Below are 22,208 nucleotides of genomic sequence, written 5' to 3' on the forward strand. Positions count from 1 at the left end.
AGTTCTCTGCCCACTCTTACTCTTCGGGGTTCACCTGCACCAGTTGGCAGCTAGTCCGTAGCTGTTCTCCTGCCTTGCGGATACTCCCAGTCAGCAGGTAGCCTACGCCCAGCTCATTGCCAATCTGTTCGATGGTCTTGCCCTTCGTGTCATAGTCGCGTAGGGTGAAGTTGCTCAGAACGCGTAGATCGCCTATATGTGAGATGTGTGTAAGGATGTCCTCGGTCACCCCTTTGGCAAAGTAGGCGTCTTCTTCCGAGCTCATGTTTTCAAATGGAAGCACGGCAATGGATTTTTCTGGGTCAGGCGCATCTGAGATACCAGTGAAGTTGAAGACCCTGTCTGTAATCAGCAGTAAAATGACTACTGCCATTCCTCCAATGATAAAAACATTCAGTCGCTTACTTGTCTGCCTGTGCACCGAAATTTCAGGTGCTACATCGTCTGTCTTCTTAAAGCCGGTGGGCGTCCACTCGTAGATGTACGCAAACACAACCCAAATGGGAAAACCAATAAGCAAGGCGATAAAGACGTACCGCATGATACCGTTCCCGATGTTGAAAATGGGGAAGACGATAGCAAATACCTGCAGGATCAGCCATGCTACCACCAGATAGGTGATGGCCGCCTTAATGACATTCCGGCGATTGAGTTCTTTGAAAAGTTTCAGGTGAAGTGGTGGTTAGTATTGGAAATATACTGAGAAAATATAAAGATTCAGGTATTCGCTGCTCTGAAGAGTTATACAGAACCATTCCGGCTTTTGACTAGCAAAAGAGGAAATAAGATTCCGGTATTGCTCCTACCTCACAAATCTACCTCGGCAGCCAGGCCGAAATGACGGGAAGTGGACGGATAGTCAATAAGTAAGTAACCGGAAGTCGGTCAGTAGGAAAAGGAAGTCACAAGATGGAGCGAAAATACCGCTTAGTTAAATAGATTTGCCTAAGGCGTAAAAGAGAAAAACAGATCATGGCAATACCTAAAATAAAACACTATATCGCAGGGCAATGGATGGAAGGAAGTGGTGATGGTGAAGTACTTCATCATGCGATCACCGGTGATCCCGTGGCAACACATACCATCGAGGGCATTGATTTCAAGGATGCCTACGATCATGCGAGAAATGTAGGGAATCCCACGTTGCGAAAAATGACCTTTCAGGAGCGTGGATTGATGCTCAAGGCATTGGCCTTCCACCTGATGGATGAGAAAGAAAAGTTTTATGAGGTTAGTAAAGCAACAGGTGCAACCCGCCTGGACAGCTGGATTGATATTGAAGGTGGGATTGGAAACGTATTTTCCAATGCGAGCTTGAGAAGACAATTCCCAGATCTTCCCTATCATGTAGATGGACAAACTGTACCACTTTCAAAAGAAGGAACCTTTGTAGGCCATCACATCATGGTACCAAAAGAAGGTGTTGCCGTCCATATCAATGCATTCAACTTCCCGATTTGGGGAATGCTTGAAAAGGCTGCCGTCAACTGGCTAGCCGGGATGCCATGCATCATCAAGCCTGCTGAACAAACCTGCTACCTCACTGAGGTGATGGTAAAAAACATTATTGACTCAGGTATTCTACCTGAAGGTGCGCTTCAACTGGTTGCCGGATATGGAAATGGCATTCTGGATCATGTGGATATGAACGATGTGGTGACTTTCACCGGATCATTTGAGACAGGTAAAAAACTTAAAACACTTCCTCAAATTGTAGAGAACTCAGTTCCTTTCAATCTGGAGGCTGACTCACTGAACTGTGCAGTACTTGGAGAAGATGCGGTTCCTGGAACCCCGGAATTTGATTTGTTCATCAAAGAGGTTCGAAAAGAAATCACAGTTAAATGTGGACAGAAGTGTACAGCAGTAAGAAGGATCATTGTACCTGAAAAGCTGGTCGAAGATGTGCAGATTGCTTTGGGTAAAGCATTCGAAAAAACAACCATCGGTGACCCAAGTGTGGAAGGAGTTCGAATGGGAGCATTAGCAGGAAGAGAGCAATTGGATGAGGTGACTAAGCGGGTAGCCGAGCTTGCCAAGACTTCTGATCTGGTTTATGGCTCACTGGACAATAAAGGAGAAGCAATGGGTGCGGACTGGCATAAAGGTGCCTTCATCTCACCGATGCTTTTCGTGAATCAAAATCCTTTGAAGACTGAAGAAGTACACAACATTGAAGCTTTCGGACCGATCAGCACTATTCTTCCATATAAAAACTTGGATGAGGCGATTGCCATTTCAAAGAAAGGAAAAGGTTCGCTTTGTTCGTCCATAACAACTGCGGATGATAAAATCGCCAGGGAGTATGTAGTTAGAGCAGCGACACATCATGGTCGTATTTTGGTTCTGAATGAAGCGTGTGCCAAAGAATCTACCGGCCATGGCTCACCCATGCCACAACTAGTACACGGAGGGCCAGGACGTGCAGGAGGTGGCGAAGAAATGGGTGGTAAACGAGGTGTGATGCACTACCTGCAACGCACAGCGATTCAGGGATCACCAACTACATTAACTGAAATCACTCAGCAGTATCAGTATGGTGGTGAATACAAGGACACAGAAAAACATCCATTCTCGAAGCACTTTGAAGATCTTGAGATTGGTGACACTGTTATCACCGCTAAACGCACAATCACAGAGGGTGACATAGTCACGTTTGCGAATGTAAGCTGGGATCACTTCTATGCACATACAGACGTCACTTCTCTTGAAGGCACAACTTTCGAAGGACGTGTAGCGCATGGCTATTTTATCTTATCCGCTGCAGCAGGACTATTCGTTCAAGCTAAGAAAGGGCCTGTTCTTTTGAATTATGGATTGGAAGAATGTCGATTCACCAAACCTGTCTATCCGGGCATGACCATTGGCGTGCGCTGTACCGTGAAAGAAAAAGTAGATCAGGAAAAGAAAGACGATATCGCAAAAGGCATTGTGAAGTTTCTGGTGGATGTCTATGATGAAACCGGAGAGACAGTTGCCATTGCTACGATTTTGACAATGATTAAAAAGAGGGATCAGAGTTGATTTGAAGATTTTTTCGCTTTGAAGATTCACTCTGCTAGAACGTCATGCCGGACTTGATCCGGCATCTTCGTTTTTTAGGGCTGCTAAATACTTGAATTCCGGAGAATTAATAACCTTAAATAGATTTCCGTTTTCCTAGTAATATTCATTCAAAATTTTCTGTCGATCCAAGCAATCATAAAACCCCACCAATTTTCCTTAGAATTTCTTTTTCAAAACTTTATGACAATTCCTTTACCTTCCTCTCCAAAATTGTTAATCGTTCCTCAAGATCATAGTAGTTTTCTTCTATGAACTCATAGAATTCATAATTTCTTTTTTGAAGATCTTCAAATCCTTGCTGTAAGAATTTGATGCTGGCATCAATTTGGTTTTTGTGTCTAGATAGTTCCTTTTTAAACTCTGATCGCTCCATAGATATAAATATACGTCAAATACAAAATTTGAGGTGAACATTTTTCACAATCCGAATCTAAGAAACCTCAATCAATCCCTTCTTAATCGCATAAAGCACCAAGCCTGCTACATTTCTCGAATGGGTTTTTTGTAGCAGGTTGTTTCTGTGTCCATCCACAGTCTTTGAGCTGATGAACAATTCTTCGGCAATTTCACCGGTGGTTTTTTGCTGACAAACCAGACGAAGCACATCTACTTCTCGCTTTGTCAAATCTTCACCCGGACTTTTTTTGGAGCTGGTCTTGTGCTTCTGATTCATCTTTTTTTGAATCGCCAGAAGTGTCTTTTGATTGATGTATGAGCCCTTTGAATAAACTGATTTTATAGCCTCAGTTACTTCATTCGGATCAGAATCTTTAATCAAATACCCATGTGCCCCCCGCTCAATCAACTCTGCAATAAAAGCATCATCGTCATGAACGGATAATATCAAAATTTTAGTTTCCGGATGTTTTTCAACCACGGCATCTGTCACAGCAATCCCATCAAATTCAATATCATCTTTTTTTGGAAGCGAAAGATCCACCAGCAAGACATCCGGCATTACCGGACTATTAGCCAGCTTATCCAGCACAGAATATCCATCTTCAGATTCAAAGACAACCTCAAATTCATCATAAGAAGAAAGTATTGACTTCATACCCTCTCTAAAAAGAAACTGGTCTTCAACCAGACCGATATTAATCTTATTCTCCATGCGATTCTAAATTGGAGCTCTTAACCGAGCATTAAAACCATCTCCTTGTATAAATTCCAGACTCCCTCCTATTGATTTAATTCTTGCTTCCATACTTTTTAACCCTAACCCATGAATCGTCTCCTTCGGAAGTCCAATCCCATTATCCTTAAATTCGATAAAGACATGTTCCCAGTCTTCACTGTAATTGATATCAATTTTTGTTGCCTTTGAATGCTTAAGGGTGTTTTGAATAAGCTCCATAAATATCCGATACAGACTCAGCTCTTTTTCCCATGAAAACTTAGTTGGATTTGAAGGAACAGACAGGTCTATCTCAATCTGCTTTGATTCATTAATTTGATCCACCATGCTTTGAAGTGCACGTATCAATCCAAAAGCTTCCAGCTGAGTTGGCATTAAATGATGGCTTATCTGACGCACCGACGAGATAGAAGACTCTATAATGCTACGGACATTGCCCAATGACAGCCCCTTGGATTCGAGGGAAGGATGCATCTGCTCCAATCGCACAAGGTGCATTCTCGCTATTGACAAAGTTGCCCCAAGCTCGTCATGCAGGTCTTTGGCAATTCTCTTCCGTTCAGACTCCTGTGCTTCAATGTTTGACTGAAGGAGCTCTTTTTGATACTTATTTTGCAATTCTTCCTGTTCAAGCTTCTGTCTATATAGATTTTTTTGAAAATGCTGATTGAGCAGAAAAACGCTTATCGCAATAATGAAAATTACCACAACCAGCGGCAATAAGATATTTAAGAAATCAATTTCCTGGGTCGCTTCCATAGGCCAATAAAAAAGCAGATATACATGACTGTTGAAAACATTGTATGAAATGCCCAAGTATATTGATTAATAGTTGGAGAAAAATTCTTTGTGAGATAATCCCCGAAATAAAAAATCAAGAGACTTGATGTATAGTAGATAAAAAGTCCCGAATTGATCCAATTCAAGCTTGAAATCAGTTCCAACCTTTGCTCTTTCACAATATCATTCAACAATAATATATTGGTGGATAAAGATAGGATGATCACCAGAATAGCTTGCACTACCAGTGCGTTTGAATTAAAGGTATAGATCGTTTGAAACGCTACAGAGTTTATTATGGTATAAACAGTAAATGAAACCCCTAGTGCAAGAAAAACCTTGCGACTTATAAAGCCACGTAGAATTGAATCATAAAAAAAAATAAGGATTACAAATCCCGCTAATACATACAGATGCAATAGCGGGAAATTATTAATCTTTATGTACCATAATAGTGTTGAGCTCAATTCAATAGCTCCGGACAAAAGGATAAACCAGGCAATTAGTCTTAGTTCTTTTCTTAATTGCTTATAAATGAACCCCGCATAGATAGCGCAACCAAGCACCGGGATTGAAGCAAACTCAAGAATAAGATTAATCACTTTTTCCATCCTGTACTACTATTGCTCTGGACAGGTTGTCGGACAGGGCTTTGTGAAATCCATCATATAGGGGCCGTCGCTATCTGAAACTTCACTATTACCATTTGGAATCCCTTCATATGGTCCATCAAGGATTACATCCTTCCCTGCTATGCCTGCACTCAACTTTGCTCCCTCCACCGGTGTTAGATACAGTTTGAATTGATCAGCACTGTCCAGGCCGAGGTAGATTCTTACATGCTTGTATTTGGCAATTGAGTCTACCTCTGGTGATAATCCAATTGCTTCAATTAAATCAACAGATCGAATGGTAAAGGCTCTGATTGGGTCATTTTTGAGGACCTTTTTGGCTATAGTGTCATAATAATCAATGTTTTTTTGGGCTTCTGCTAATGAAACCGCATACATAGATGGCTCAGAATCCACAACCTTGTAGCTACTTTCAGCAGGTTGTTCCGAGTTTGGTTGTTGGCATGAAAGAACTAGCAATGCCAGCATTGTAATCGTTAAATTTTTCATAATGTTAGGTTTTTAAACAAGTCTAATGCGATCCGTTCATATATCAAAAACACTTACTTGTGAAATAGATATTTCTATCCATAAAAAAATCAAAAACAGGTATAAATATCTGTTTGAATAAAGGGTCAATTTCCCTCTGGTTATCATCCTTTCAATCAATAAATTTTACAATACCGATTTTAAAAAGATATCTGAGTCTTGAGGAAACAGGAACCACCAAAATTTTTAAAACTATGTCTGAAATAAAAGTAGATTTCTCAGTATATGGAGCCTTAAAAGACGGAAATGAAACTAACGGTCGCGCCATGGATGTAAAGACCATCCTTCAAAACCTGATCAATCAAAACAAAGGTGTTGTAACCATTACCAGTTCATACCTGGGCGGTGACCCATGCATGGGCTACACTAAGCAGTTTGGTGCTCAGGTACAGCGTCCGGGTGGAACCTATCATTTCGCATGTATGGAAGGCCAAACCATTGATTTTACTAATGGCGGAACAATAACATGATAAGAAATTGAAAATCTCATAGTAGTGTACTCAATGCTCTCCGGCTGATATCCGGGGAGGTAGCTGGTTGGGAAAAGCTCTCCTTTTTGGAGGGCTTTCTTTTTTTATATCATTTGATTCAGATAGAATTATCCGAACCGGATAAAAATACCCATATTCTAAAATCAATAATTTCCCTCTTATATACGAATAACGGTTTATCGAATTTTACATCACTGATATCAGAAAGTGGATCCTGCTCACCACCAAATGCAGGGGCGGATTTCGAAAAGCCTTATGAGTAGAAAACATTTTAAAAATAAGAATTATGGCTATTCAAATAATGAATGCAGTATATGCAAGTCCAAATAAAGGTGTAGATGTCACCATCCAATGCCAAGGGCTTGTAGATAATGGGAAAACAAGTTTTAATATTGACCCGTCAACTTTTGGGATTCCTGATCCTGATTTTAATGTCGTAAAAGGGTTTACGATAACCTACGGTTCTGGAGGAAAGATTCTTTACAAAGGAGGTAAAGACGGTGATACCATTAAATTGTAATTCATCATTCTTCGAATAACTTAAAAAGTCCTTCAGTCGAAGGGCTTTTTTTTGTTATGGCATTTAACAAACAGAGGATTCCTATTTTTGCGCTATGAGCAACTACGTAAAACTTGATATAAACAACGGGATCGGTACCGTTGAATTCTTTACCGAACAAAGCAACTCCCTCCCTGGAGACATCCTCAAAAAACTGGCAGACACAATCACTGAGGCAGGAAATAATCCAGAAGTGAAAGTGGTCATCCTTAAAAGCGGTGGCAATCGTACGTTCTGTGCAGGTGCCAGCTTTGATGAGTTGATGGCTGTTGATAGTCCCGAAAATGGAAAGAAATTTTTTATGGGCTTTGCCAATGTAATTAACGCCATGCGAAAATGCCCAAGATTCATCATCGGTCGTCTGCAGGGAAAAGCAGTTGGAGGAGGAATCGGACTTGCGGCATCAGTGGATTACTGCTTTGCATCCAAACATTCAGCGATCAAGTTGAGCGAGCTTGCACTCGGAATCGGGCCATTCGTTGTAGGGCCTGCGATTGAACGTAAAGTAGGATTATCTGCCATGTCCCAAATGGCCATGAATCCTGATGAGTTTTATGATCCGAAATGGGCGCATCAAAAAGGGCTTTTCGGTAAACTGTATGATGACGCTACTTCTCTAGATAAAGCAGTGAATCAGCTGGCAGAAAAACTGGCTGCATACAATCCTGAAGCTATGGCGGAACTAAAGAAGGTCTTCTGGGAAGGAACTGAGCACTGGGACGAGCTTTTAGCCCAACGAGCTGAAATGAGTGGAAAGCTGGTGCTTTCAGAGTTCACCCGAAATTTCATTCAGAAGTTTAAGGACAAGTAATGCCACAATTCGCCTTTTAACCCTGAAATCCCTAAAGGGAAAGGCGAAAATCAATTTACACCCTTTAGGGCTGGGGTTGAATAAATTGATTTTTCAATTTAAACATCAACTTATTGACGGCATAAACGACCTGACTGTCTCAGCAAGAGTGGTCAGGTTTGTTTGTTCTATGGGGTGCTTGCTGTCTGGAATAAAATGAAATCGGCTATTCGGTATCCATGCATTTACCTCTTCAGTCTCCTCCTTCGAAACCATTTGATCCTTATCAGCCAAACACAATTGAACAGGAATATTAATCTGTTTCATTCGACTTTCCGTGATAGGAGGTTCATCACCCAGGGCTTTCATAAAAGCAGCCGTACGATAGAGAACTTGCTCCCAATGAACTCCATGCTTCTTCTTCAACGCTTGCGCGAAAGCAGGCACTTTCTCTTTGATTTTTTCAGGGTTTAGGTGCTTAACCTCTTGCTCAGCAATCTCCGAACTCCATTTCATTTTAGTCCCTAAAGTGGTGATGGATTGAATGTTTGGATTTCCTGATGCAGCTGAAAGCAGCGCAATAAATCCACCCATGCTGTACCCGAAAATGTGTGTGCCTCCGATTGAGTCTATGAAGTCATCTAGTTGATTTACAAAACCATCGATAGCGAATGCTTTCTCATTTGACGAACTGGCACCATGACCCTCTAACTCCAGTAGATGAACATTAAAATCCTTCTTAAGCATTTCTTTCAAAGGCGACATCTGGTCTGCAGTTCCAAGTGCACCATGGATTAATATCAGATTATTCATAGGAATTAATAGTCACTCACCCGATTCATCGATTTACACTTTTTTATGGCAAAGTAAATCGCCTGCCCCAAAGCTATGAGTTGTTCCCTATCATCAGAAAGCATGATAATGAAATTACGCCTTCCGGAATCAGTCTCAGAAACATACTTAATCTTCCATTCTTCTGATATTGTATTCAGGATCAAACCCCACTCACCATTGGGCTGCTCGAGAACCTTCATTTTAGTTTCGTCAATATCTACAAACCAGAAAGCAAACAAATCCCATTTCGTGCTATCCCCCTTCGGGGTTTGTTTAATTTCAAGGTTACAATTATCATAGTTCAGACGGTAGGCTTTATAATCATAAGAACTGTTGGTTAGGATTTGAATTTCCTGGGTCACAAAATCAATGGTGTCCATCAATTGTTTCTCCGGATTTTGTCCAATAGCTCCATAAAAAGCCAATGACAAAATGAATGACATGATCACTTTCGTATTCATTAAAATTAGCATCAATTGGATCTTAATTAACAATTTCATCAGTAAAATGAGAATAAGTAGTTTTAGGTATGTTTTCATCCAAATCAAAGCGTGGAAGATGGTCTTGGGCCCTTGTCGATCTATTTGTGGTAATCATTGGTGTTTACATTGCTTTTGTCCTTCAGAATAAAGCTTCGGAACGAAGAGATGCAAAAGAGCAAGAAAAAGTCTTTACTGCCCTTAAGTATGAATTAGAACATTTTCGGCTACAAATGCCAGGTATGGCTGGATACATGGAAGGCAAGGTTAAAGAACTTATCGTGATACGCAATGAAGATCGATATGGCAGTTTCTATGATTGGCGATTTATTGAACCACAATATCGTTACCAGATTATTGAGTATGCGATCAATCTTCAGAATACTGAAATAGTTGATTTTGAACTATATAGTGCACTACAAAAATTGTATGTAGAAATAAAAAAATTAGAACATGCAGAAAGGTTGATAACATCTACCTCGCTTAAATATCAAACACTTCCAGAAGGACTCCCTAAAAGTGATCCGATTTATCAAATCAATTGGGCCAAAAATTATGACAACTTTGGACGATTCATCACTTTTCTGAATGATCGAGGAAGAGTTTTGCAGGCTATTGCCGATGCTTCTGAGGTCGCACTTCCATTAATTAATGAAAAGCTTGATCCACTTCTCAAGGTGGCGATTGAAAAAGATTTAATCTCTGAGGGAATTAATCGAGCGCCTTCCGAAGATGCTGCTGTCAAAATGATACAAGGTTATTTTCCTGACATTCCGGAAAACGAAGTGAGGCAGCTATATCAACAGGCAGCAGACTCTACTCAGACAAAATCCGATACAGCTCAAGATTAAGGTAATAATGGTGTCCTGAAATAGTTCGCTTTTCCAAAACCCCCAGATCTACCAATTCATTCAGGTAATTCCTTGCTGTATTCTCAGCGTAAATTTTAGCGTCGGTCAAATGACTCACCTTTGTCAATGGCTGTGTGAAAATCATCTGAACAAGAAGCTCTGGTTTCCTGATTTTAGTATCTGATTCGATGGACTCCATAATTCCTTCTTTCGCCGCAAGGATGTCATTGATCTTATCAAACGTCAGGTTAGCAGTAACCTCTACTGCCTTTAACATGAATAAGATCCATCGCTCCCACATTGCTCGCTGAGTTACACTGGCTAGGTTTGAATAATAGTCATTCTTGTGATCGATGATGTATCGACTCAGGAATAGAATGGGCAGATCCAATAGTCCTTTTTGAGTCAGAATGTTAATATTGAAAATCCTGCCAGCCCTTCCATTTCCATCACGGAAAGGGTGGATTACTTCAAATTGATAATGCGCAATCGCCATTTTGATTAGCGGGTCAACGGGATATTTTTCATCATCATTTACAAACTCGGCGAGGTTCTGAAGTTTCTGCTCCAGAATCTGCTTTCCTCTTGGAGGGGTGTAAATCGCAGTACCAGCATTTGGTCCTGTCCCTCCCTGCTTAATGTAAATATGTGCGCTTGGTGGTCTTAGACCGTCATTCGTTTGTTTGACAATTCGGTAAACCTTAATGAAATAATCCTGATCAAATACTTCATGCTGTTTCAGGTGCTGATGTCCAGCCCAAAGTGCCTCACGGTACCGAAGCACTTCTTTGGGTGCACCTTTGATGTTCGTATCCTCACCTTCTTCACTATACGCCTGATACAATTCATCATCGGTTGTGAATATATTTTCAATTTCACTCGATGCTTTTGCTTCCTGCAAACTGATCGAATTAATTAAAATGCCTTGATTTGGAATAGCAACGGATCGGCCATGTAATCGACCCAGCGCAGACTTGGTATTCCCCAATTGCTCCATGATGTCGACGGTCCGATACAAATCGGGATGGATCGGTAAGTCCGGAAGGTCATTCCAGGGTTTGTTCCGGTCCGGGTTTATGTTGAAAAGGGGTTGTTTCATTTCTATTTTGCATCATTACAGGGGAGACACGACCGAAGTAATCTCTCTTAGAATGAGATCAATTCGCTATGCTCGTGATGACGTTACTTTTTTAAGGTTTACTTCTTATCAAACATCAATTAATTAAATTTTTAATGTTTACTCGAATGTAAGGCATTAAACTAAGGTCTGCAACTTCATAAACATTAATTTACGATTATTTTAATGTTTAGTAGGGATTGGGCATTAAAATGATCCATTTGATCTGATAAACGGTTTCACCACAAACCTTTGCCTTTGTAACTTAGCGCCCCCAACGATAAACTATGTCAAAAACAGCAACAGCACCCAAGAAGAAGAAAGAAACGGCGATAGACTGGAAAGAGATCGCGTTGAAAATGCTCATCTCCCGAGCGATGGACGATCTGGAGGAAAACAAGCTCGTTCCTGAGAAAAAAGTATTGTATCAGTTCTCTGCAAGAGGGCACGAATTGGGACAGCTAATCCTTGCTCACCTTCTCGACAAACCAAAAGATTCAGCGAGTGCCTATTATCGCTCACGACCGCTTATGATCGGACTTGGGCTGTCGGTGGAAGATGCACTTTCGGCTCCTTTAACGAGATCCGGTGGCTACAGTGATGGACGCGATATTGGAGTGGTGTGCAACATGCCAAAATCTGACAGAGGATGTGTGGTGCTACCAATGGCTGGTGATGTGGGAGCTCAATACACACCGGCGGTAGGTTGGGCCCAGAGTATCGAGTACCATGCGAAGACACTTAAAAACAAAGAATACAAAGATTCCATTGCAGCCATTCTAGGAGGGGATGCTTCCGTGGCTACCAATGGATTTTGGTCTGCACTGACCATTGCTACCACGCAAAAGCTACCGGTGCTCTTCTACATCGAAGATAATGGATACGGCATTTCGGTAACCAGTGAATACCAAACCCCGGGTAAAAACATTGCGGAGAACCTGGCTTCATTCAAAAATCTGGACATCTGGGACGGTAGCGGTACCGATCCTGAGGAAGCATACAAATTGCTAAAGGCAGGAACGGATCATGTGCGATCCAGAAAAGGACCTGCATTGGTGCGCCTGACCGTACCTAGATTAAACGGTCACTCCTATCAGGATAATCAGGCTTACAAGGATGAGAAGCTGGTCAAAAAAGAACAGGCCAATGATCCATTGAAAGCAGTAAAAAAGATGTTTCCCGACAAAGAGTGGAAAGCACTGGAAAAAGAAGCGCAAAAGATTGTAGATAAATCAGCAGAAGCTGCGCTGAACCGGCCACAACCTGATGCTTCTAAAGTTAAGAAATTTGTATTCTCCGAGCCGGATGAGGTACAGGAAATTGGTGGCATCCGTCCGTCCAATCCTGAGTTTCCAGCCAGCAGCGAACAGCCAAATCCCGACAAACGAAGGATCAATATTGGTGAAGCAATCAATCTTGCATTGGATTATGAGCTAAAAACCAATCCGAAAGTATTGGTCTTTGGGGAAGATGTGGGAATGAAAGGTGGTGTGCACGCCGTGACAATGGGCTTACAAACCAAATACGGACAAGACCGTGTGTTTGACACCTCGCTTTCGGAAGAAGGAATCATTGGTCGTGCGGTGGGCATGGCCTACGCCGGGCTGATGCCAGTGGCGGAGATCCAGTTTAGAAAGTATGCGGATCCGGCCATGGAGCAGCTCAACAACTGTGGAACCACACGCTGGAGAACTGCCAACCGATTTGCAGCTCCGATCGTAGTGCGGATGCCCGGAGGATTTGCCAAAGTGGGTGACCCGTGGCACTCAGTGACCAACGAAGTGATGTTTGCCCATGCCATTGGCTGGCAGGTGGCCTTCCCGAGCAATGCACAGGATGCCGTGGGATTGATCCGCTCAGCGATGAGATCGGACAACCCGACCATGTTCTTCGAGCACCGAAACCTGAACGACAACCGGTACGCCCGAAGACCATACCCTGGAGATGAATTTGTGGTGCCATTTGGCAAGGCGAACCTCCTCAGAGAAGGAACAGACATCACGCTCGTGACCTGGGGAGCGATGTGTGAAGCATGCGAAGGCGCAGTAGATGAAACTGGCATATCAGCTGATGTGATTGACTTACGTACCATCATGCCGTGGGACAAAGAAGCCGTGCTCAACTCTATCAAGAAAACCAACAAATGCCTGATCGTGCACGAAGATGCGATGACGGCAGGGTTTGGAGCTGAGATCGCTGCAGTGCTAGCTTCCGAAGGGTTTAGTTACCTGGATGCCCCAGTAGAGCGAATAGCCATGCCGGATATTCCTCTTCCGCATAATGTGCCTTTGATGGAGTCAGTGGTGCCTAATGCGGAACGGATAAGTGAGAAGATGAAGGAGATTTTGGCGTTTTGAGTTTATGAGATTTTTAGTATTCATATTATCATGTTCTTTTGTAATTGCATCATTTTCTCAACTCGTAAAGAATTCAAAAAATGGGCTCTATGAGCACGTCATTGATAATTATGATTCTTTACATCTCCTAAAAAGATTTCAAGAGCTTAGGTTGGACATCAATAATAACTTACAATTTGAAGGAAGCTTCTCACATATGGTCAAGCAATTCGCTCCCGTGGAAATTAGATACATCGGTAAAGTAGAAAGCGAAAATTACATACTTACTAGGTTTCAATTAAAAGGTGGCATTTCTAATGCTTGGCTTAAGCTTGAAGAAGCTCCTAATAAGCAAAGAAGAAAATGGATTGAAATCATTGAAAATGAAATTCAAAAAATGGGCTTAAAAAATTAAGATCCCGGATCAAGTCCGGGATGACGCTCGGAAATAAGGAACTGCGAAATAACAATAGAAAGTGGCCCTGAACTTGTTTCAGGGTCTGTGATTACCCTAAATATCCTTCGCACGTTCTGCAATCTCTTCTAGTCGCTGATCAATAGTGGCTCTGTCCAGCCACTGCCCCCTGACCATCACCCCTACAGGGTTTCTAAGGTTTTTCAAGTCTTCCAACGGATTTTGATCAAGCAGAATCAAGTCCGCACTGGCTCCTTCGATCACCTCTCCGAATTCACCTTCCATATTAAAGTACTTAGCAGGATTGATGGTACCAGTCTGAATCGCTTCCAGTAGATTCAATCCAATATCTTCAATAGCATCCAGCTCATGATGAATGGAAAAACCCGGCACATTAAACACCTGAGGTGCGTCCGAGCCCAACAGCAATCCATGACCATTTTCATGAAGAGATTTAATAAGTTGGTATCGAATGTCTGTAAACAGCATATACTTCTCTATGGTAAAGTCCGGGTTTTCAATCAGGCTCTTTTTGCTGTTTACCCATTGATCCACCGTGGATTTTGGCATGTATTTGAAGTCGGGATCAGCCCTGAACCTTTCAGGATCGACCGGGGAAAACCATCGAACAAACAGACTTTGTGTGGGCACCACCCACACCTCCTTCTTTTTGGTCATCTGCACCAATTCATCAATCAAGTCAGTGTCAGCCAGGTGTGAAAAGTTATATCCAAAGAACCCGTTTTCGTTCGGGTTTACATCCACGCTCTCCGGAACCAGTCCCTCAAGGAATCCATCCACATGATCAATGGTGCCATATCCATTTTGTATTGCGTGTCGGATACCAACATCCACCGGCACATGACCGGAAAACCCAATCCCTACTTCATTAGCTGTCTTTACCACCTGATCAAATACTTCGCGCTTTAAACCCGGATGGATCTTTAGAAAATCGTACCCATCTTTTTTGTATTTCGTTACTTTCTCAATTGCCTCTTCCATGGTCTTCACCGTGTTTCCATTTACCGAAGGACTAGAGGTAAAAATGCGTGGACTCAAAATCTCATTATTCGCAGCTTTCTCCCTGAGCTCCAGATGAATCGGATGTCCGAGCATTCCCCGAATGGTGGTCACCCCGTTTGACAAATAAAGGAACAGGGTTTCGTCGGTGTTGTCTCGTCCCCACTGAGGAGAGGGAATGTGTGCATGCATCTCTGTCAAACCTGGCATAACATATCTCCCGGTTCCATCAATAACCTCAGTATTCGATTCCACCTCCCCGGTTTTGGTTATGGATTTTATCCTCTGACCCTTAATGTGCACGTCCATTCCTGACTTAACCGAGCCATCCCGAACATCAATGACATTGACATTCTTGATGATATACCCTTCCTCTGTTTGCGGATTCTGCGTCGTAGCAGTGCAGGAAATAAATAAGAATACTACTGCAAATAGATGGTTCATAATGCATTCATTTTGATTGAATGTAATTGGATTACTCAAACAATCAAAGCGTTATTCCACGAGTGGATTAGGTTCACAGACACGAACCTTAGCGTAAGGATACTTCTATCATTTCGGAAGGTCCCGGATCAAGCCTGCCTTCCGACTAGGTGGGTCCGGGATTACCCACGGAAAAAAGTAGTGCTATAAAAAGAAGGTCACCTTGAAAAATAAAGCTGGATAAATTTCGAAGGTATCATCCTAATCCGCCAGTTGGCGAAGAAGAATCTCAAACCAAAAACTCCTCCACTACCTCCACAAACTTTCGCATGTGTTCCGGCTTGCTGATGCTCACCCGAATGTGATCGGTCATATCCGGCCATTTGGTAATGAGGATGCCTTTGTTTCGCATCTTAGCCACCAGATCATTTTCAAATCGCTCCAGACGCGCATAGATAAAGTTTGTTGAAGATGGATTATACTTCACTCCCCATTTATCATATGCATCATACACGATCTGCTTTCCTTCTGCATTTTTTGCTACACACTTGTTGATAAATTCAGGATCATCCAGTGACGCATTGGCTGCAACCAATGGCGGCCAGCCTGTTGAGATTTCAGCACCTAAATGTCGATCCCTCAATGCCTGAATATTGCGAACATTCGAAACAGCATACCCCATGCGCAACCCGGCCAGACCATAAGCCTTAGAAAATGTTCGGCAGATCACAAGGTTAGGAAGTTCATTTACAAGGCTGATCATGCTCCCTTTCAAACCAGCATTTGAATACTCTACATAAGCTTCATCCACACAGATCAAGACATTTTCCGGCACTTTTCTACAAAAGGCTTTGAGATCATCAGTTGGCAGTTCGGTACCCGTTGGATTGTTAGGATTACAGATAAAAACAAGTTTCGTTTTGTCAGTAATTGCCTCAAGCGTTTGATCCAGATCAATGCGATCATTGGCATCCAGCTTCACCTTCTTGATTGACGCCCCTGCTCGTTCACCAAATCGCAAAGCGGTGGGAAACGTTGGGTAAGGGGTGAGTATCTCTCCTTTTTGTAATCCGACATGTTGCCCAAGTAAACTAAGCACTTCCGTAGACCCTGCTGTCAAGAGAAAATTAGCCGGTTTAAGACCATTCTTTGCAGCCAGCTTTTCTTTCAATTCATTGATTTGTTCATCAGGGTATCTGTTTGCATATTTCATAGCATCATTAACTGCCTGAATTGCAGTATCTGATGGGCCATACGGGTTTTCATTCCAGTTCAGTAAAATGAAATCGTCCTTTCCCTGCAATTTCGATGGTCGTTCACTGGCACAGCCCTGTGCAATGTGCGGACCAGCCACCAGCATCGTTGCAGATGCCAGTAAACTTTGTCTGATCCAGTCTCTTCGGTTGATGCTCATAATGGTTGTGATTGATTACCAGCAATTTAATTACTTATTCACTAAACATCTGTGATTACATCAAAGCCCTTAAAACTACCTACAATCGCCAGACCCGTTACCTTATTCGCAACTTGCTTGTTATTGATTTTCTTAGCTATTTGATTCATTGTTGCCCCAGATCCCATCGCGTCATCCAGCAGTAGCACATGATTAAATCTTCTTTGTTCAGTCACTGCAAACGTGTTTTCCGCATTTCTGATCCGCTCATTAATCTTTGATAACGATTTTTGTGGTACAGGTATCAACCCACTTGTTTTATGCAGGCTAATTATTGGTAAGGAGATTTGGAGTTGTTCCCGAAGAAATTTCATAATCTGCACTTCCCTTCGAATTGTAGGCGGAACGAATCCAACAGCATCAATTCCATAATTATTAATAAAAGAGTGGACTCGTTCCTTTATCTCATCAACAATAATTTTCATAAGGAATTTGTTCTGGCCCTGCTTAGCATAATGTAGCAGCACCCCTAATCGGGTTTTTCCAAATCGCTCAATAGCATAGAAATCTAAATAATAAACATTTTGCAGCCATATCTTTTCAAAACCCTCAGTATTTAAAAGCTTATCCGTTCCATCAATAACCTCTTTAGAACTAAAATATTTTAAGTATTTCTTCCGGGTGAAAATATACTCATCCATGGTTTTAAGAACCGGCAGATTTCGTTGACTGCACCAATATGAAAAGCCTTCCAGTCCCGCTTTCATCTCTCCAATCTCCGTAATCAACAGAAAATGATTCTTCAGGAATTTAGCATCTGCTTCTGATATGGTTACTTTATCAGGCTGTTTAAGATGTGTGGTTTTAAGCTTATATATCGTTTTAGGCGGTCGACCAAATTTCTCAACCTTACCTTCTTCGAGAAGCTGCTTAATCGCATGGTGGACCATCTGGCGAGAAGCATCTACCTTATTTGTGATTTCTTTGACACTTAGTTCACCATGCTGTTCAAATAGCTCAAGAATTTGATTTTTATAAATCATTTTACAGTTTACAGTAAATTGTCAAATATACAATATTTACATAAACACTGCTTTCATACCCTTGCAATAATTATTTAATGGTGCTGGCAGTATTAGGGTTACTCAATAGCTCTTTAAAAACTTCCCATCTCTTCTCTGGCTGATCCGCCGTACCGCCTTGCGATTCTATATAACTAGCCACCAGATGCTTGCCGAGGTTATAATTGATCACATAGCTGCGGTATTGGTCAAAGAATCGTGTGCGTTGTAGCGCTCGCTCGCGCTCACTTAATTGATATTTTACCATCCAGTCCGCTGCTTCTTCCCTACTGATCTCACCATTGAGATACATTCGGGCCGCTTCATTTCCGGCGTAGCTTAGTTTGCCAATGAGACCCTGCACCTCATAAAACTTATCGGCCATGGAAGCATCCAGTCCGGCAAGCGGAAACAGCACTTCTTTTTCATATTGCATGCGCTCCTCACCCGGAAATGCCACATCGATACCATAATTGGCACTACCTTCAGCAATGAGTGATTGTGGGGAGAAAAGCGGATACACTGAGTATTCCTTCCATCCTTTATTGTTTACCAGGTTTTGCTCCAACAACGCATTGAATACATGATGCCCGGGGTAGCCTTCGTGACAGGCCAGGTCAATCGCACGACTGATTTTGATGGGCAGATCAGTATTAATCTGAATAAGGCTTTGACTATTACCCTGATAGTAATTGTAGCCCGACCAGCTCTTATCTGTCACATATTCCAGTACAAAATTTTCATTTTCCGGTAGGTCATACCGTGCCATGGTTCTGGTTCTGGCTTCCGCTATGGCTGTTTGAAAAACCGTATCGAGTCTCTCTCTTGGAATGTTGAATTGATTTACAAACTCATTGTACCGATCGGCAAGTTCACCTTCTCCGGGAACAGCGTTTTCCAGATCCATCAATAAACTATCGAAGTAAGACTCAGAATAAGTTGGTGGCTTAGCATCATATAAGAGCCTGGCTTCTTCATCGAAGGAATACACCTTTCCATTCATCATTTCCACTTTGGTTCTGGCTGCAATCAATTGCTTCACCAGCATGAACTTGCGATCTTTATCACCTTCTACTGACTGGATTTGACTAATCAGATTGTTGGCTCGTGTGATAAAATCATCATCAGGTAAGGAATCCGGTTTTGCTTCAGGTCTCCACTCTTCAGGTCCGTAATAGGCATCTACAAAATCAGAATCGTGCTGCCCGATCTCCAACATGAGCCTGACATATTGCTCTGCAATTCCATCCATGGTTGGTGGTTCTTCTGGTGGAGTACACGCAATAAATATGACTAAAGAGAGAATCCAAATACTGGTTTTTTTCATGATTAATTCAAATTAGGTTGTCTCGTAATTTACTTAATTGGAAGATTATTAAATCATTCTTGAAAAGTTAAAGATTTCTCGCTCAGCTCGAAATGACACTAAAAAACAATTCATTCCTTGTCATCTCGACCGAAGGGAGAGATATTTACTTTATGCCCTCACCTGGATCAACTCGTAATTGCAAAACCTGCGGAAATAAATTTAATGGCAACTATTGCAATCATTGTGGCGAAAAGATCATAAATCAAAATGACCGAACGCTGAAACACTTTTTTGGTGAGCTAATAAACGCCTTCACATTTGCAGATAACAAACTTTGGCGAACACTCAAGGTAATTATCCAAAAACCGGGATTCCTTTCAAAAGAATTTGCTGATGGCCGGCGTAAGCCTTACATGAAACCAGTTTCCATTTTCTTTTTAGCTAACCTCATTTATTTTCTATTTCCGCTAATCAATACATTCACAACGCCACTTAGCATTCAAAGAAATTCATTTCACTACAGCCCACTGGTTGTAGAGTGGGTGGATGAAGTGATTGATCAAAGAAATGTTTCTTTTGAAGAATATAAAGCAGTCTACGACACAAAAACAACAGAACTCTCGAAGCTACTCTTGGTTGTTTTTGCATACATGCTAGCGATTCTTTTTTGGCCCATTCATCTCGGAAGCAAGCGTAAATATTTTGCGGATCATTTAACGATAAGTCTTGAAGCAATGACCTTCACTTTACTCATTGTTATTCAACTATTTGGCTTTTTTGCTGTTGTTTTGAGACAATTTGACATCATAAATCTGGGGACAAACTTTTACTCAACAAGCTTTGCCTGTTTAGCACTTACCTATTTTTTTTATTTCATGGAACGCAAATTCTATAGCTTCAAACCATGGAGGGCTTTAATAAATACGATCCTTTGCATATGTGCGGTCTTGGTTTGTTTAGTTAGCTATAGAGCGCTTCTGTTTTTCATCACTTTTTGGTCTATTTGAGATATGAAAAAAGTCTATTATCTATCTACCTGCACTACCTGCAAGCGCATCATGGGTGATCTAGGAGAGCTGATCTCTGATTTTGATATGCAAGACATCAAAACCGATCAAATGACCTTCGATCAGATCGATGAGATGAAAAAGAGAGCCGGTTCTTATGAGTCGCTTTTTTCCAGAAAAGCCATGAAGTATCGATCGATGGGATTGGGTGACAAGAATCTATCAGAGGCTGACTATCGTCAATTGATTCAGGAAGAATACACCTTCCTAAAACGACCGGTATTTATTGTTGCCGATCAGATTTTTGTTGGCAACAGTAAAAAAGTGATTGAATCTTTAAAAAACCATTTGAGTTAAACCTGATTATGAATGGGGCGTATAACCCTTCATGCCCAAATACCTCATTCTCCTTTTCTTGATTGCCTGTGGTCCAGATCGAAGTATAAACTCAATTTCATCTCTCGAAACCAAAATTTTAGAAAATTACAAAAATCTATCAACTGCTCATCGGTTGCAGATTGGCAGTCCGGACGAACCGGGAGAAAAATTAGCATTATGCCTGACATTTGTCGGAAAGGTGTCAGGCGCTCCACTCCCAAATCAAAAAGTGCATTTTTACCATACTGACAACAATGGGGAATATCGTCCATCAATTTCCAACAATGAATCCACTGCTAGATTGAATGGTTCTGCAATTACAGATGCTGAAGGCAGGATATTCGTCCAAACCATCCTACCCGGTGACTATGGAAGCTCTTCTGACAACCGACACATTCACACAACTGTTTTCGGAGCGAAACCGGAAGCATATGATATTCATTTTAAGCAATTCACGGGTTTCATGGGAACCAGATTTGCAGATAGGAGCGATCAGCATTTTCAAGCTGATTTGAAACGTAATAACGATGGATCACTGATCGCCTTTTTATCGATAGAAGTGAAACGCCCATATACTGAGAATTAGGATTCATCACTAAAACACCATTTATCCGACAAATTCATTAAAGTATTACTTTAAGTAAAAGCGTCTAGAAGACACTAGGAGTATTGCTTATATTGAAATGAGCGTAATTAAGGGGGTTTTCGTGCCTTTTTGACATCTAAGTTTGTATTGTACCAAATTGAATGGGTATGGCACTAATTACACTACTACTTATTTTAGGATTCCCACTTACTAATGAAGAGGGAGGGAACGAATCAAGAAAAAGTCGCGCAGAGAAGGGACTTGACATTATGGAATCAGCCTTCGATCGATTTCATATCAATTATGAAATGAGCCGGGTTCACAACTTTGGCTATTACAAAGAAACCGTTTCTAAACGTCAGAATGACATTTATGAGGCCGAAGGAATTGTAGACATCTACATTCCATGCAATCTTAATAAGCGATTAGAGGCAATGATTAGCCCTATTAAGACACGCAAGAAAATTTACAGAAAGGTTGATGAGGATAAGCTGATAGAAGGACATGCCGCAGAAATGGCCCGTTCATCCATCTGGCGAGGTAACTCTTTCCTGAATGAAAAAGAGCGCTCTCAATATCAATACATGCAAGTCGGAGACACCCTCTTCAATGACCGAGATAGCTACATCATCTCGTTTACCCCACTTAAAAAGTTCGGAAAAACGAAAGGAACCCTTTTTGTTGATAAAGAAAGCCTGGCGATTGTCCATATGGAATACAGCCCGATTTTCGATACCAATAAATCAATATGGAAATCCATCAAGTGGACTGAGGATTTTGAGTTTAAGGAAGGCGCATTTGTGCTTACTGAAGTCAAATTCAAAGGAATAACCTATGATGGCTATATCTACAACTCTCTTCTGAAAATGGATCGTTTGGAGGTGGTGAGCGAAATTCCTGAGCATGAGCTCTTTTTACCAATGGGAGCGTCTTTATTTGGAAATGCCCAGGAATTGGATGAAGAAACATTTTGGGATGGATTCACATTCCTCAAACCCAAAAGTGAATAAACACTAAT

Annotated in this window: 25 protein-coding genes; 12 read left to right on the top strand and 13 right to left on the bottom strand. The window is 41.6% G+C overall.

What is annotated here, in order from left to right; all coding sequences use genetic code 11:
• Positions 1-16 precede the first annotated feature (16 nt).
• Complete coding sequence (locus RIC88_RS13535) at positions 17-421, bottom strand: hypothetical protein (RefSeq protein ID WP_350218082.1); 405 nt, start codon at positions 419-421, stop codon at positions 17-19.
• Between RIC88_RS13535 and RIC88_RS13540 the strand changes: the two genes are divergently transcribed.
• Both RIC88_RS13540 and paaZ read left to right on the top strand, forming a co-directional pair.
• Positions 416-703 (top strand): hypothetical protein, encoded by a 288-nt coding sequence (locus tag RIC88_RS13540; RefSeq protein WP_350218083.1) that lies wholly within the window; start codon positions 416-418, stop codon positions 701-703. The genes RIC88_RS13535 and RIC88_RS13540 overlap by 6 nt on opposite strands.
• Before the next feature lie 269 nt (positions 704-972).
• Complete coding sequence (paaZ, locus tag RIC88_RS13545; protein WP_350218084.1) at positions 973-3,024, top strand: phenylacetic acid degradation bifunctional protein PaaZ; 2,052 nt, start codon at positions 973-975, stop codon at positions 3,022-3,024.
• A gap of 220 nt (positions 3,025-3,244) precedes the next feature.
• Here paaZ and RIC88_RS13550 read toward each other — a convergent pair whose 3' ends face one another.
• The 5 genes from RIC88_RS13550 to RIC88_RS13570 are packed head-to-tail and all read right to left on the bottom strand — an operon-like array spanning position 3,245 to position 6,102.
• The gene (locus RIC88_RS13550) at positions 3,245-3,439 is read right to left on the bottom strand and encodes a hypothetical protein (RefSeq protein WP_350218085.1); all 195 of its coding nucleotides are present in this window, start codon (positions 3,437-3,439) and stop codon (positions 3,245-3,247) included.
• 57 nt (positions 3,440-3,496) lie between these two features.
• Entirely contained in the window at positions 3,497-4,177 is a 681-nt protein-coding gene (locus RIC88_RS13555; RefSeq protein ID WP_350218086.1) for a response regulator transcription factor, read from the bottom strand.
• 6 nt (positions 4,178-4,183) lie between these two features.
• Entirely contained in the window at positions 4,184-4,960 is a 777-nt protein-coding gene (locus RIC88_RS13560) for a sensor histidine kinase (protein ID WP_350218087.1), read from the bottom strand.
• Entirely contained in the window at positions 4,930-5,592 is a 663-nt protein-coding gene (locus RIC88_RS13565) for a hypothetical protein (protein ID WP_350218088.1), read from the bottom strand. The genes RIC88_RS13560 and RIC88_RS13565 overlap by 31 nt, the downstream gene beginning before the upstream one ends.
• Before the next feature lie 9 nt (positions 5,593-5,601).
• Positions 5,602-6,102 (bottom strand): hypothetical protein, encoded by a 501-nt coding sequence (locus RIC88_RS13570; RefSeq protein ID WP_350218089.1) that lies wholly within the window; start codon positions 6,100-6,102, stop codon positions 5,602-5,604.
• Positions 6,103-6,335: 233 nt separating this feature from the next.
• Here RIC88_RS13570 and RIC88_RS13575 point away from each other — a divergent pair, with 233 nt between their 5' ends.
• The 3 genes from RIC88_RS13575 to RIC88_RS13585 all read left to right on the top strand — a co-directional run bounded on the left by RIC88_RS13575 (position 6,336) and on the right by RIC88_RS13585 (position 8,002).
• Complete coding sequence (locus tag RIC88_RS13575) at positions 6,336-6,611, top strand: hypothetical protein (RefSeq protein WP_350218090.1); 276 nt, start codon at positions 6,336-6,338, stop codon at positions 6,609-6,611.
• Positions 6,612-6,918: 307 nt separating this feature from the next.
• Complete coding sequence (locus tag RIC88_RS13580) at positions 6,919-7,152, top strand: hypothetical protein (RefSeq protein WP_350218091.1); 234 nt, start codon at positions 6,919-6,921, stop codon at positions 7,150-7,152.
• A gap of 94 nt (positions 7,153-7,246) precedes the next feature.
• Entirely contained in the window at positions 7,247-8,002 is a 756-nt protein-coding gene (locus RIC88_RS13585; RefSeq protein WP_350218092.1) for an enoyl-CoA hydratase/isomerase family protein, read from the top strand.
• 105 nt (positions 8,003-8,107) lie between these two features.
• Here RIC88_RS13585 and RIC88_RS13590 read toward each other — a convergent pair whose 3' ends face one another.
• Together RIC88_RS13590 and RIC88_RS13595 are read right to left on the bottom strand one after the other, a co-directional pair.
• Positions 8,108-8,794 carry an alpha/beta fold hydrolase gene (locus tag RIC88_RS13590; protein ID WP_350218093.1) on the bottom strand — a complete coding sequence of 229 codons (687 nt, stop codon included), beginning with the start codon at positions 8,792-8,794 and terminating at the stop codon, positions 8,108-8,110.
• A 5-nt stretch (positions 8,795-8,799) separates the two neighbouring features.
• On the bottom strand, positions 8,800-9,276 hold the full coding sequence (locus RIC88_RS13595) for a hypothetical protein (protein WP_350218094.1): 477 nt from the start codon (positions 9,274-9,276) through the stop codon (positions 8,800-8,802).
• Between the two features lie 68 nt (positions 9,277-9,344).
• On the opposite strand from RIC88_RS13595, the gene RIC88_RS13600 reads away from it, so the two are divergent.
• Complete coding sequence (locus tag RIC88_RS13600; protein ID WP_350218095.1) at positions 9,345-10,145, top strand: hypothetical protein; 801 nt, start codon at positions 9,345-9,347, stop codon at positions 10,143-10,145.
• Here RIC88_RS13600 and RIC88_RS13605 read toward each other — a convergent pair.
• The gene (locus RIC88_RS13605) at positions 10,111-11,244 is read right to left on the bottom strand and encodes a Fic family protein (RefSeq protein ID WP_350218096.1); all 1,134 of its coding nucleotides are present in this window, start codon (positions 11,242-11,244) and stop codon (positions 10,111-10,113) included. The two genes, RIC88_RS13600 and RIC88_RS13605, sit on opposite strands and share 35 nt — an antisense overlap.
• A gap of 305 nt (positions 11,245-11,549) precedes the next feature.
• Here RIC88_RS13605 and RIC88_RS13610 point away from each other — a divergent pair, with 305 nt between their 5' ends.
• Both RIC88_RS13610 and RIC88_RS13615 read left to right on the top strand, forming a co-directional pair.
• The gene (locus RIC88_RS13610; RefSeq protein WP_350218097.1) at positions 11,550-13,619 is read left to right on the top strand and encodes an alpha-ketoacid dehydrogenase subunit alpha/beta; all 2,070 of its coding nucleotides are present in this window, start codon (positions 11,550-11,552) and stop codon (positions 13,617-13,619) included.
• A 4-nt stretch (positions 13,620-13,623) separates the two neighbouring features.
• Positions 13,624-14,013, top strand: a complete 390-nt coding sequence (locus RIC88_RS13615; RefSeq protein ID WP_350218098.1) for a hypothetical protein — start codon at positions 13,624-13,626, stop codon at positions 14,011-14,013.
• Positions 14,014-14,109: 96 nt separating this feature from the next.
• Here the strand turns inward: RIC88_RS13615 and RIC88_RS13620 are convergent, their stop codons facing one another.
• From RIC88_RS13620 to RIC88_RS13635, 4 genes are all read right to left on the bottom strand, one after another.
• The gene (locus RIC88_RS13620; protein ID WP_350218099.1) at positions 14,110-15,477 is read right to left on the bottom strand and encodes an amidohydrolase family protein; all 1,368 of its coding nucleotides are present in this window, start codon (positions 15,475-15,477) and stop codon (positions 14,110-14,112) included.
• Positions 15,478-15,745: 268 nt separating this feature from the next.
• Positions 15,746-16,870, bottom strand: a complete 1,125-nt coding sequence (locus tag RIC88_RS13625; RefSeq protein ID WP_350218100.1) for a pyridoxal phosphate-dependent aminotransferase — start codon at positions 16,868-16,870, stop codon at positions 15,746-15,748.
• Positions 16,871-16,911: 41 nt separating this feature from the next.
• Positions 16,912-17,892: a winged helix-turn-helix transcriptional regulator gene (locus RIC88_RS13630; RefSeq protein WP_350218101.1), complete on the bottom strand. Its 981-nt coding sequence runs from the start codon at positions 17,890-17,892 to the stop codon at positions 16,912-16,914.
• 70 nt (positions 17,893-17,962) lie between these two features.
• Positions 17,963-19,237 (bottom strand): hypothetical protein, encoded by a 1,275-nt coding sequence (locus RIC88_RS13635; protein ID WP_350218102.1) that lies wholly within the window; start codon positions 19,235-19,237, stop codon positions 17,963-17,965.
• A gap of 152 nt (positions 19,238-19,389) precedes the next feature.
• On the opposite strand from RIC88_RS13635, the gene RIC88_RS13640 reads away from it, so the two are divergent.
• The 4 genes from RIC88_RS13640 (at position 19,390) to RIC88_RS13655 (ending at position 22,200) form a co-directional block, all read left to right on the top strand.
• Positions 19,390-20,226, top strand: a complete 837-nt coding sequence (locus RIC88_RS13640; RefSeq protein WP_350218103.1) for a DUF3667 domain-containing protein — start codon at positions 19,390-19,392, stop codon at positions 20,224-20,226.
• Between the two features lie 3 nt (positions 20,227-20,229).
• Positions 20,230-20,583, top strand: coding sequence for an arsenate reductase family protein (locus tag RIC88_RS13645; protein ID WP_350218104.1), 354 nt, complete (start codon positions 20,230-20,232; stop codon positions 20,581-20,583).
• Between the two features lie 31 nt (positions 20,584-20,614).
• Entirely contained in the window at positions 20,615-21,190 is a 576-nt protein-coding gene (locus tag RIC88_RS13650) for a dioxygenase family protein (RefSeq protein ID WP_350218105.1), read from the top strand.
• Positions 21,191-21,357: 167 nt separating this feature from the next.
• Positions 21,358-22,200 (top strand): hypothetical protein, encoded by an 843-nt coding sequence (locus tag RIC88_RS13655; RefSeq protein ID WP_350218106.1) that lies wholly within the window; start codon positions 21,358-21,360, stop codon positions 22,198-22,200.
• The last annotated feature ends 8 nt before the right edge of the window (positions 22,201-22,208 follow it).

The organism is Ekhidna sp. (genome assembly GCF_040220215.1).
Classification (GTDB): domain Bacteria; phylum Bacteroidota; class Bacteroidia; order Cytophagales; family Cyclobacteriaceae; genus Ekhidna.

What these genes read in the sequence shown, in the direction of transcription:
- paaZ (WP_350218084.1), top strand. Translation starts at nt 973, where the DNA reads ATGGCAATACCTAAAATAAAACACTATATCGCAGGGCAATGGATGGAA.
- RIC88_RS13550 (WP_350218085.1), bottom strand. Translation starts at nt 3,439, where the DNA reads ATGGAGCGATCAGAGTTTAAAAAGGAACTATCTAGACACAAAAACCAA.
- RIC88_RS13555 (WP_350218086.1), bottom strand. Translation starts at nt 4,177, where the DNA reads ATGGAGAATAAGATTAATATCGGTCTGGTTGAAGACCAGTTTCTTTTT.
- RIC88_RS13560 (WP_350218087.1), bottom strand. Translation starts at nt 4,960, where the DNA reads ATGGAAGCGACCCAGGAAATTGATTTCTTAAATATCTTATTGCCGCTG.
- RIC88_RS13565 (WP_350218088.1), bottom strand. Translation starts at nt 5,592, where the DNA reads ATGGAAAAAGTGATTAATCTTATTCTTGAGTTTGCTTCAATCCCGGTG.
- RIC88_RS13570 (WP_350218089.1), bottom strand. Translation starts at nt 6,102, where the DNA reads ATGAAAAATTTAACGATTACAATGCTGGCATTGCTAGTTCTTTCATGC.
- RIC88_RS13575 (WP_350218090.1), top strand. Translation starts at nt 6,336, where the DNA reads ATGTCTGAAATAAAAGTAGATTTCTCAGTATATGGAGCCTTAAAAGAC.
- RIC88_RS13580 (WP_350218091.1), top strand. Translation starts at nt 6,919, where the DNA reads ATGGCTATTCAAATAATGAATGCAGTATATGCAAGTCCAAATAAAGGT.
- RIC88_RS13585 (WP_350218092.1), top strand. Translation starts at nt 7,247, where the DNA reads ATGAGCAACTACGTAAAACTTGATATAAACAACGGGATCGGTACCGTT.
- RIC88_RS13590 (WP_350218093.1), bottom strand. Translation starts at nt 8,794, where the DNA reads ATGAATAATCTGATATTAATCCATGGTGCACTTGGAACTGCAGACCAG.
- RIC88_RS13595 (WP_350218094.1), bottom strand. Translation starts at nt 9,276, where the DNA reads ATGAATACGAAAGTGATCATGTCATTCATTTTGTCATTGGCTTTTTAT.
- RIC88_RS13600 (WP_350218095.1), top strand. Translation starts at nt 9,345, where the DNA reads ATGTTTTCATCCAAATCAAAGCGTGGAAGATGGTCTTGGGCCCTTGTC.
- RIC88_RS13605 (WP_350218096.1), bottom strand. Translation starts at nt 11,244, where the DNA reads ATGAAACAACCCCTTTTCAACATAAACCCGGACCGGAACAAACCCTGG.
- RIC88_RS13610 (WP_350218097.1), top strand. Translation starts at nt 11,550, where the DNA reads ATGTCAAAAACAGCAACAGCACCCAAGAAGAAGAAAGAAACGGCGATA.
- RIC88_RS13615 (WP_350218098.1), top strand. Translation starts at nt 13,624, where the DNA reads ATGAGATTTTTAGTATTCATATTATCATGTTCTTTTGTAATTGCATCA.
- RIC88_RS13620 (WP_350218099.1), bottom strand. Translation starts at nt 15,477, where the DNA reads ATGAACCATCTATTTGCAGTAGTATTCTTATTTATTTCCTGCACTGCT.
- RIC88_RS13625 (WP_350218100.1), bottom strand. Translation starts at nt 16,870, where the DNA reads ATGAGCATCAACCGAAGAGACTGGATCAGACAAAGTTTACTGGCATCT.
- RIC88_RS13630 (WP_350218101.1), bottom strand. Translation starts at nt 17,892, where the DNA reads ATGATTTATAAAAATCAAATTCTTGAGCTATTTGAACAGCATGGTGAA.
- RIC88_RS13635 (WP_350218102.1), bottom strand. Translation starts at nt 19,237, where the DNA reads ATGAAAAAAACCAGTATTTGGATTCTCTCTTTAGTCATATTTATTGCG.
- RIC88_RS13640 (WP_350218103.1), top strand. Translation starts at nt 19,390, where the DNA reads ATGCCCTCACCTGGATCAACTCGTAATTGCAAAACCTGCGGAAATAAA.
- RIC88_RS13645 (WP_350218104.1), top strand. Translation starts at nt 20,230, where the DNA reads ATGAAAAAAGTCTATTATCTATCTACCTGCACTACCTGCAAGCGCATC.
- RIC88_RS13650 (WP_350218105.1), top strand. Translation starts at nt 20,615, where the DNA reads ATGCCCAAATACCTCATTCTCCTTTTCTTGATTGCCTGTGGTCCAGAT.
- RIC88_RS13655 (WP_350218106.1), top strand. Translation starts at nt 21,358, where the DNA reads ATGGCACTAATTACACTACTACTTATTTTAGGATTCCCACTTACTAAT.